This window comes from Amycolatopsis sp. NPDC052450, from assembly GCF_044547565.1.
Classification (GTDB): domain Bacteria; phylum Actinomycetota; class Actinomycetes; order Mycobacteriales; family Pseudonocardiaceae; genus Amycolatopsis.
In genome coordinates, this window is record NZ_JBIUAQ010000009.1 from 259,952 (window position 1) to 269,119 (window position 9,168).

The window sequence follows — 9,168 nt, forward strand, 5'->3', positions numbered from 1 at the left end:
CCGCATCCTTGCAGCAAGGTACCCGCCGAATTCGTAACCCTCGAACGCCATTCCCTCTGATTCCTCAGCCGCCGCGCTGACGCCTCCGCCCTTGGCGGAAGTTCCGGTATACGTGGAAGGGACAGCACCGTCGGGGAGACGGCATGGTGCTTCACGCAAGGGGGAAATAAATGTTCGACGAGCGTATTGTCGCCGATCAAGTCAGTCCGGTCGCCAAGCCGAAGATCAGAATCCTGTTCTACACGGACCTGGTCGGATTCACCGGCAACGGCGGCTTCTCATTGGGAATCGTCCGAGATCTGCTCTTGGCGAATCAGCCTTTCTTCGCCGAGTTCGAGATCGATTTGATCAATCGGCACGAGGGTGGGCACGCCGCCAGGAAACTCACTTCCGAGGTTCTCGGCGGATACCAGCAGGTGTGGTTCTTCGGCATCCTGCCGTGCAATATGCCAGGGGAGCCGGAGAACGAACTCGTGGACGCGGAGGTCGCGGCGCTGCGGGCCTGGATGGACGCCGGTGGTGGCGTGCTCATTTCCGGTGACCACTCGAATCCGCGCCCGCCGGGAGCGGATCCGTCCCTGCCCGCATACCTGAACCTGGGGCGGGCGCTGGGGCACCGGGTCCCGCGCGCGGGCGAGCTGAGGGAGTGGAACGACCGGCCGGACGCGAGTATCGAGTTCAGCCACAACACCCACCAGCCGGATCCGTGGGGCAGCGACATCGACAACGCGATTCCGAACGACCTCGACCCGTACCCGCAGGAACTGATCCTGCGGAAGCGGTTCGGCAGACCGCATCCGTTGTTCCAGGGCAGACGGGGACCGATCACCGTCTTTCCCGACCACATGCACGAGGGGCAGCTGCTCATTCCCGGGCAATTCCCGTCGGACGTGTGGCCGTCGGGGCCCGTCGGCCAGCCGAAGCCCGAGATCGTCGCGCACGGCACCGACAAACGCAACGGGCAGGTCTACGGAGTGTCCAGTGTGTACGACGGTGCGGCCGCCGGAGTCGGGCGAATCGTCGCCGACGCGACGTGGCACCACTATTTCGACATCAACCTGTGGGGTTTCGAGAAAGGCGGTGAGGTGCTCGACCGCCTCACCGAGTATTACGTGAACCTCACGCTGTGGTTGACGCCGAAGCCGGTCAAGGTGGCGGTGAACGCGCAGCTGCTGCACTGGCTTTCCCGCAACATGAGCGTCCGCGCGGTGTTGCCGGAAGGATTCCGGGTTCCGGGGATCACCGCGGCGGGCCTGGTCCGCGAGGTCGGCGGGCAGGCCGTGCTCGACGATCTCGTCTGGCCGCTGGAAGGAACGCCGGTGGTGCCGCCGGAGCTGCTGCTGGGGGCCGTCGTCAAGGAGTCCGTCGCCGCGTTGAGCGATGGGGACTTCGAGGCGTTCGACACGGTGGGCGTCCTCGAACGGGGTCTGCGCGCAGGGGCCGAAGAGTACGCCGCCGAGCTGCGAGCAGCGCTCGGCGACGTCGAAGGTCTTGGCGAGCTGATTTCGCAGGGGCTCCGCTGACTTAGCTAGCGGATTGTGAAGTACAGGAAGGACCCCTTCATTGCGCCTAGCGCCGTGAAGGGGTCCTTCCTGTACTTGAGGTCACTGAGGCGCATGTGGCGACCTGGTGTTCCGTGAAGGACTCCTTGAGGGACCCGGAGTCCCTCAAGGAGTCCTTCACGGAACGGCGGGCACGTCCGCCTGGTCATCGGGCTGGAGTCCGAGCGCGAGGTGGAGCTGGCGTGCCCACCAGCGCACCTGGGCGGCCGAATCGTCCGCCGCGGCTCCGGCGATTCCGGCGCTGCGCCGGAAATCGCTTCCGTAGAGGGTCTCCGTGGCCATCGCCTGGTGCAGGGCGGCGACGGCGAGGCGGGTGTCGTCGAGCGAGCCGCCGGGCGGGCGAAGCCGGTGGAGGGCATCGACGACCGGGTCGAGCATTCCGCTGCCCGGGTCGCGCCAGCCCGCCGAATGCAGCGCCACCGCGAGCTCGCCGTAGCCGTGCCGGTACAGAGCGTGGAGGGCCTCGACGAACTCGAGCAGGTCGGCGTCGTGGTCCAGCCAGCTCGCGAGGAGATCGCGAAGCGCGTCGCGGAGACGGCGGCCGCCATGCCGGAGGAGTTCGGCGAGCAGTTTTTCGCGGTTGCCGAAGTGGTGGGCGACGCCGGCGTCGGTCATGCCGACCCGTGCGGCCACGGCGCGCATCTGGACGGCGGCGACGCCGGACTCGCTGAGCAGCGAAGCCGCGGCGTCGAGGATCAGCCGCCGGGCCTCCTCGGGTGACCGTCGTGCTCGGGGTGTCGTCACGGTCGGCATCGTACCTTGATATGCCAAGGTAGCTACGTTACCTTGAGAGGCCAAGGTAACTGGGGAGGCTGCCATGACTCGGTTCGTGACCACCGAAATCCGTCTTGACCTGGGTGAAGTGACCCTGCGAGGCACAGTGACCGGCGCCGGCCCGACGGTCCTGCTGCTCCACGCGGGCGGCGAACGGCGCGAGGTCTGGGTGCCGGTCGCCGCGGTGCTGGCCCGGCGCGGCTTCCGGTCGGTGGCCTTCGACCTGCGAGGTCACGGGGACAGTTCCGGCCAGGCGACCACGCTCCGGGCCCTGGCCGACGACGTGGCCGGGATGGTCCGGAGCCAGCCCGCGCCGATCGTCCTCGTGGGCGCCTCGGTCGGGGGACTGGCCGCCATCGCCGCCCTGGCGGACCCCGCCGTCGCGAAGCGGGCGGGTGGACTCGTGCTCGTGGATGTCGTGCCCGACATCGAACCGGCCAGGGCGCGCTCGTGGCTCGATTTCCACGGACTCGCCGGCCGCTACACCCGACTCGTGGAGGACGTCCTCGGATCGGGGTCCGCCCTGCTCGCCACGGCCGGGGCCCTGGACATGCCTATCCTGGTGGTGCGCGCCGGGCAGGGATCGCCCCTCGGCGAAGCCGATGTGCGCCGTCTTCGCGCGGCCAACCGGCGGGTCACCGTCGTCCGCGTTCCGGCGGCGGGTCACCTCGTCGCCAGGGACGCTCCGGAGGAGCTCGCGAACCTCGTCTCGGAGTGGCTCTGTGGCATCGGTCACGGGACGGTTTCGGCACCTGTGCCGGGCGGGCAAGATCTGCGATAGAGCGGACGCGGCGCAGGTGAACGACAAGTCGTGCACTCGGCGCTACCAGTTGGTAACTTATTGTCGGGCCATCGAAAACCCCATAAGAGACCGCCTCATCGCGCTGCCTACAATGTCGGGCATGACCTACAGCGAACCAGCGCGATCAGCTGCCCCCCGCACCGGATCGCTGGCGTCCGCCTCCTCCTCGGCCGTGTTGGCGAGGGGAATCACCATTTATGGATGCGGACAGGACGAGGCCGCCCTGTTCCGGGAGATGGCTCCTCGTTTCGGCATATTGCCGACCATTGTCGAGGAACCGGTATCCGAGGCCAATATCGGGCTGGTCTCCGGAAACAGGTGCATCAGCATCGGTCACAAGACCAAGGTCACGAATTCCATTCTTCTCGCGCTCGCCGAAGCGGGCGTGAAATACATCTCCACGCGGAGCATCGGCTTCAACCACATCGATGTGGAATACGCGGCGAGCGTCGGTATCACCGTCGGCAACGTCGCCTACTCGCCCGACAGCGTCGCCGACTTCACGCTGATGCTGATGCTGATGGCCGTGCGGAACGCCAAGTCCATCGTCCTCCGCACCGACGTCCACGACTACCGGCTGGACGAGGTGCGCGGGAAAGAGCTGCGCGATCTGACCGTCGGGGTGGTCGGAACCGGGCGAATCGGTGTCGCGGTCCTCGACCGGCTGCGTGGTTTCGGCTGCCGGGTGCTGGCCTACGACACGGTCCTCACCGCGTCGGCCGATTACGTCCCGCTCGATGAATTGCTCGAGCAGAGCGACATCGTGACGCTCCATGTGCCGCTCAACACGGATACCCATCATCTTCTCGACCGGGAGAACATCGGTCGGATGAAGGACGGCGCGTACATCATCAACACCGGACGTGGTCCGCTCATCGAAACCGAAGCCCTCATTTCGGCATTGGAAAGCGGCAAACTGGGCGGCGCGGCGCTGGATGTCCTCGAAGGCGAGGAAGGGATCTTCTACGCCGACTGCCGGAACAAGCCCATAGAGAGCAACACGTTGCTGCGGTTGGAAAAACTGTCGAACGTGCTCATCAGTCCGCATACCGCCTATTACACGGACCACGCGCTGAGCGACACCATCGAAAACTCCATCATCAATTGTCTCCAATTCGAAAGCGGGAAGTAGCATGGATAGGTTGAAAATCGGAATTCTGTTCGGCGGTCTTTCCGAAGAACATCCTATCTCCATCAAATCTGCGCGCGAGGTCCAGAAGCACCTCGACCTCGAGAAGTACGAGCCGTTCTACATCGGGATCACCCAGAGCGGTGCCTGGATGCTGTGCGATGGCCCCGCCGAGGATTGGGAGAGCGGGAACGTCCGCCCGGCCGTGCTGTCGCCGGACCGCGCTACACGCGGGCTGCTCGTCCTTGACGAGGGCAAGTACGAGACGATCGCCCTCGACGTGGTGCTGCCGGTCCTGCACGGCAAGTTCGGCGAAGACGGTGCGGTGCAGGGCCTGCTGGAGTACTCCGGCATCCCCTACGTCGGCTGCGACGTCCCGAGCTCGGTCATGTGCATCGACAAGGCCCTCACCTATTCCGTCGTCCGCGGCGCGGGGATCGCGACGCCGACCTTCTACATCGTCACGCCGGACAACGACGTCGACCCGGATCAGCTGAACTACCCGGTCTTCGTGAAGCCCGCCCGCTCCGGCTCGTCGTTCGGCGTCAGCAAGGTCTCCGCGAAGGAAGAGCTGCCCGCCGCGCTGGCGGAGGCGCGCCAGTACGACGCGAAGATCCTGATCGAAGAGGCCGTCGTCGGCAGCGAGATCGGCTGCTCGATCCTCGGCAACGGCGAGGACCTGTTCGCGGGCGAGGTCGACCGGGTCGCGCTGACCCACGGCTTCTTCAAGATCCACCAGGAGGAGAGCCCCGAGACCGGCTCCGAGAACTCCAGCTTCATCGTCCCCGCCGACATTCCGGACGAGTCGCGTGACCTCGTCCAGAAGACGGCCAAGGTCATCTACCGTGCCCTGGGCTGCCGCGGCCTCGCGCGCGTCGACCTGTTCCTCAAGGAGGACGGGAGCGTGGTGCTCAACGAGGTCAACACCCTGCCGGGCCTGACCTCGTACAGCCGTTACCCGCGCATGATGAACGCCGCCGGCCTCTCGCTCGGCGACGTGATCGACCGGTTGGTGAACCTGACGCTGGCGGGCCGTGACGAATGAACGATGATTTCGTCTTCGTGGACGAGGTCGTCTCCGGAATCCGCTGGGACGCCAAGTACGCCACGTGGGACAACTTCACCGGCAAACCGGTGGACGGGTACCTGGTGAACCGCATCGCCGGCACGCGCGCGTTCTGCGTGGCGCTGGAGAAGGCGCGGGACAGGGCCGGGGAGCTCGGCTTCGGTCTGCTCCTTTGGGACGGCTATCGCCCCCAGCGCGCCGTGGACCGCTTCATGCGCTGGGCGGAAGAGCCCGAAGACGGCCGGAAGAAGTCCAGGCACTACCCGAACATCGAGCGGCCCCAGATGTTCGAACAGGGCTACGTGGCCACCAAGTCCGGCCACAGCCGGGGCAGCACGGTGGACCTGACGCTGTACCACCTGGACACCGGTGAGCTCGCCGAGATGGGTGGCGACCACGACCTGATGGACGTCGTCTCGCATCACGGGGCAGCGGGGGTCACGGAAGAAGCGACGAAGAACCGTGAACACCTCCGCGCTGTCATGGAGGGTTCGGGCTTCAACGCGTACGAGTGCGAGTGGTGGCACTACAACCTGAAGGACGAGCCTTACCCGGACACGTATTTCGATTTCCCGATCGCGTAGGCGAAGCGCCGGGGCGGGCACTGGGTGCCCGCTCCCGGGGCGGCGATCATGATGCCGCGGGTGCCGTGACGGCACCCGCGGCATTTTCGTGCGGGGCGCACGACACGTTCGCGAACATAGGATGATTGGGCGACCGTTTCCGAGTACGGCCATTCCGGGAATTGCCGAATCCGCCGAACGAGGCCGTCTTTCATCCCATGAATGGCGGTTCGGTGCACTTTGTGTGGCTTGTTCGAGTACGGCATCGGTCATCCGGGGGAGGCCGGCCGCGGCCCGCTCGCCGATCGGTGCGCACGGAAAACCTCCACAGGGTCGATCAGGGGACCGTCATCGCGCGACGCCGACGGCGCGGATGACCCGGGACTGTGTTCCACCTTGCCACCGCTCGCTTTGCCGACGCCGTTCCCGGACTCGGCCGTTCGTGTGAATAAGTATCGGGGAGTGGAACACAACCGGCCCGCGGCTGTGATCATCGAGGGGGCGACGGAGCCGTGCGAACGGCCTAACAACGTCTGCGAACAGCCTAACCGGGCGGGCTCGGAACAAGGCGTACGCGGGCGCTTTCCTTATGTGCGCCAAACAGTCAATACCGATCAGAACTTCCGGATATTGATCTTGAGCGTGCCCTTCACTACGAAAATCACACTGTTCGTCAATTGCCGACATGGATTGTTCATGCCATGCTTCGTCTGTGCGCATCAGCTGGGGCTGACGGGATGCGCGCGCATTACTGGGGACTGAGGGGGGTGCGTCGGTGACTTGCGAGCACGCGGCAACCACAGATTTCACCCGGTGAACCTCTGAACCAACCCGGTACGGAGACCATAGGATCGGACATGCCCGAGACCTCGCACTGAAGCGGGTATCGGTTTCGTCAGGCTGACCAGGTGCCGGTCTTGACAAGCCGAAGCCGTCGAGTGTTCGTCTCGCAGATCGCCGTCGGGGCGATGGGAGGATGCCGTTCAGCTTCGGTAGTTCGTCGGAATACGCGCCATCGGTCATCTGGGAGACCGTGGGGGCGGACCGCGATAGGCGGATCTGCCCGGTGGCGCTTGAGGGATCCTCACCGTCGAGGACACCCCGCCCTGCGGCCGAAGCCGGCGTCGGACGGGTTCATGGTGTCCAACCACCGAAGCCAAGCAGTTGGACGGTGGGGTTTCCGTGCCGTGTCTAAAAGTTGATGAATCAAAGAGATTCAATGGGGGCCAGGTGGATCCGACGAGAGTTGACTTGTCCGCTCTCCCTGTCGTCGAAATCGAGCTGTCCCGGCTGTCTTCTGCTTGCTCGCCAAGGACTTCAGGCGAGGACCCGGAGCATGTCGAGACGCTGTTGTCGGCGGAGTGGGAGCTTCCGCCCATTCTCGTTCACCGACCGACGATGCAGGTGGTTGACGGCCTGCACCGGCTGAGGGCGGCACGAGTCAGAGGCGATACGAAAATTTCCGCGAGGTTCGTCGACGGCGCCGAGTCCGACGCCTTCGTCCTCGCCGTGGAAGCGAACATCCGGCACGGGCTGCCGCTTTCCCTCGCCGATCGGAAACGGGCGGCCGTCCAGATCATCGGGACGCATCCGCAGTGGTCGGATCGGCGAGTGGCGTCGGCGACCGGCATTTCCGCCGGAACGGTGGCGGATCTGCGCAAACGTGGTGGTGAGGGCGGAAACGGCGCCAGGATCGGGCGGGACGGGCGGATCCGGCCCGTCGACAGCTCGGAGCGGCGGAAACTCGCCGCCGACCTCATCCGCAACGATCCCGGCCTTTCGCTCCGTCAGGTCGCCAAGCAGGTCGGCATTTCCCCGGAGACCGTCCGGGACGTGCGAGGCAGGCTGGAGCGTGGTGAGAGCCCGACCCCGGACGGCAGCAGGAGACTGCGGACGAAGCCGGATCCGTTGACCCTGACGGAAACCGACCTCGGCCACCGGCTGGACCGGGAACGGCTCACCGTGCTGGAGCGGCTCAAGGCCGACCCCGCGCTGCGGTTGAGCGAGGTCGGCCGGATCCTGTTGCGCATGCTCGCCATGCACTCCATGGACGGGCAGGAATGGGAACGGATCCTGCACGGTGTCCCGCCGCATCTGTACGGCGTGGTCGCCGGGTTCGCCAGGGACCACGCCCGCGTCTGGGCGGGTTTCGCGGATCACCTGGAGAACCGGGCGACGGATCTGGCCGCACGATGATCGCGGACGGCATCGGGTAGGCATCACCTGGGCGAAGGGGGCTTTTTCCGCCACACGCGGGAAAAGACCCCTTCGCCCGGCCATTTTCCTTCGCGGTGCCCAGGCCGCATGGCTCGACATCGCCAGGGGAGCCGCCTAAGAAGTAGAGGTGACCATCGAGAAGGCGCTTGTCGTCGGCACCGGCCTGATCGGCACCTCGGCCGCGCTGTCCCTTCGCGAAAAGGGGGTGACGGTCCACCTCTCCGACATCGACGCGCACGCCGTACGGCTGGCGCGGGAACTCGGCGCCGGCCGCGAATGGACCGGCGAGGAAGTGGATCTGGCGGTGATCGCCGTCCCGCCGCATCTCGTGGGGGAGCGGCTGGCCGAGCTCCAGAAGCGGGGCGCCGCGCGGACGTACACCGACGTCGCCAGTGTCAAGATCGATCCGATCGCCGACGCGGAGCGGCTCGGCTGCGACCTGACCTCTTACGTACCAGGGCATCCGCTCGCCGGACGGGAGCGATCCGGTCCGGGCGCGGCCCGCGCCGACCTGTTCCGTGGCCGCCCGTGGGCGCTCTGTCCCGGAGCCGAAACCGGGGCGGACGCGGTGCGGCGGACCAAGGAACTCGTGGTGCTGTGCGGGGCCGAAGTCGTCACCGTCGGCGCGGCCGAGCACGACGCGGCGGTGGCGCTGGTGTCGCACGCCCCGCATGTGGCGGCGTCGGCCGTGGCGGCGAGCCTGAGAAGCGGTGATGACGTCGCGTTGCGCCTCGCCGGGCAGGGATTGCGCGACGTCACGCGCATCGCCGCCGGGAATCCGTTGCTGTGGCGGAAGATCCTCGAGGGAAACGCGGTGCCGGTGGCGGCGGTGCTGGAGCGGATCGCGGCCGATCTCGCCGCGACGGCGTCGGCGCTGCGTTCCGGCGACCTGGAGGACGTGACGGATCTGCTGCGGCGTGGCGTCGACGGCCACGCCAGGATCCCCGCCGGCAGGTCTTGAGGGGTGGGGGCTACCCCACAAAGGGGCGCCCGACGGCCCCCACATGGGTTTTTGCCACACCCCCCCCCCCCACCGGCCCCCCCCCCCCCCCCCA

At 66.6% G+C, this 9,168-nt stretch carries 8 protein-coding genes; 7 read left to right on the top strand and 1 reads right to left on the bottom strand.

From position 1 onward, the window contains the following. Positions 1 to 170 precede the first annotated feature (170 nt). Entirely contained in the window at positions 171 to 1,523 is a 1,353-nt protein-coding gene (locus tag ACIHAO_RS18285; RefSeq protein WP_396559209.1) for a hypothetical protein, read from the top strand. Between the two features lie 156 nt (positions 1,524 to 1,679). Here ACIHAO_RS18285 and ACIHAO_RS18290 read toward each other — a convergent pair whose 3' ends face one another. Then, complete coding sequence (locus tag ACIHAO_RS18290; protein ID WP_396559211.1) at positions 1,680 to 2,306, bottom strand: TetR/AcrR family transcriptional regulator; 627 nt, start codon at positions 2,304 to 2,306, stop codon at positions 1,680 to 1,682. A gap of 73 nt (positions 2,307 to 2,379) precedes the next feature. Here ACIHAO_RS18290 and ACIHAO_RS18295 point away from each other — a divergent pair, with 73 nt between their 5' ends. From ACIHAO_RS18295 to ACIHAO_RS18320, 6 genes are all read left to right on the top strand, one after another. Next, complete coding sequence (locus tag ACIHAO_RS18295; protein WP_396559213.1) at positions 2,380 to 3,117, top strand: alpha/beta fold hydrolase; 738 nt, start codon at positions 2,380 to 2,382, stop codon at positions 3,115 to 3,117. A gap of 121 nt (positions 3,118 to 3,238) precedes the next feature. Beyond that, on the top strand, positions 3,239 to 4,270 hold the full coding sequence (gene vanH, locus ACIHAO_RS18300) for a VanH-AOV family D-lactate dehydrogenase (RefSeq protein ID WP_396559215.1): 1,032 nt from the start codon (positions 3,239 to 3,241) through the stop codon (positions 4,268 to 4,270). A 1-nt stretch (position 4,271) separates the two neighbouring features. Next, entirely contained in the window at positions 4,272 to 5,312 is a 1,041-nt protein-coding gene (vanA-Ao2, locus tag ACIHAO_RS18305) for a D-alanine--(R)-lactate ligase VanA-Ao2 (protein WP_396559217.1), read from the top strand. After that, a complete protein-coding gene (gene vanX / locus ACIHAO_RS18310) occupies positions 5,309 to 5,917 on the top strand; it encodes a D-Ala-D-Ala dipeptidase VanX (protein ID WP_396559219.1) in 609 nt (202 codons plus the stop codon). The genes vanA-Ao2 and vanX overlap by 4 nt, the downstream gene beginning before the upstream one ends. A 1,209-nt stretch (positions 5,918 to 7,126) precedes the next feature. Next, entirely contained in the window at positions 7,127 to 8,092 is a 966-nt protein-coding gene (locus ACIHAO_RS18315; protein ID WP_396559221.1) for a winged helix-turn-helix transcriptional regulator, read from the top strand. Positions 8,093 to 8,240: 148 nt separating this feature from the next. Next, complete coding sequence (locus ACIHAO_RS18320) at positions 8,241 to 9,074, top strand: prephenate dehydrogenase (protein ID WP_396559223.1); 834 nt, start codon at positions 8,241 to 8,243, stop codon at positions 9,072 to 9,074. Positions 9,075 to 9,168 lie beyond the last annotated feature (94 nt).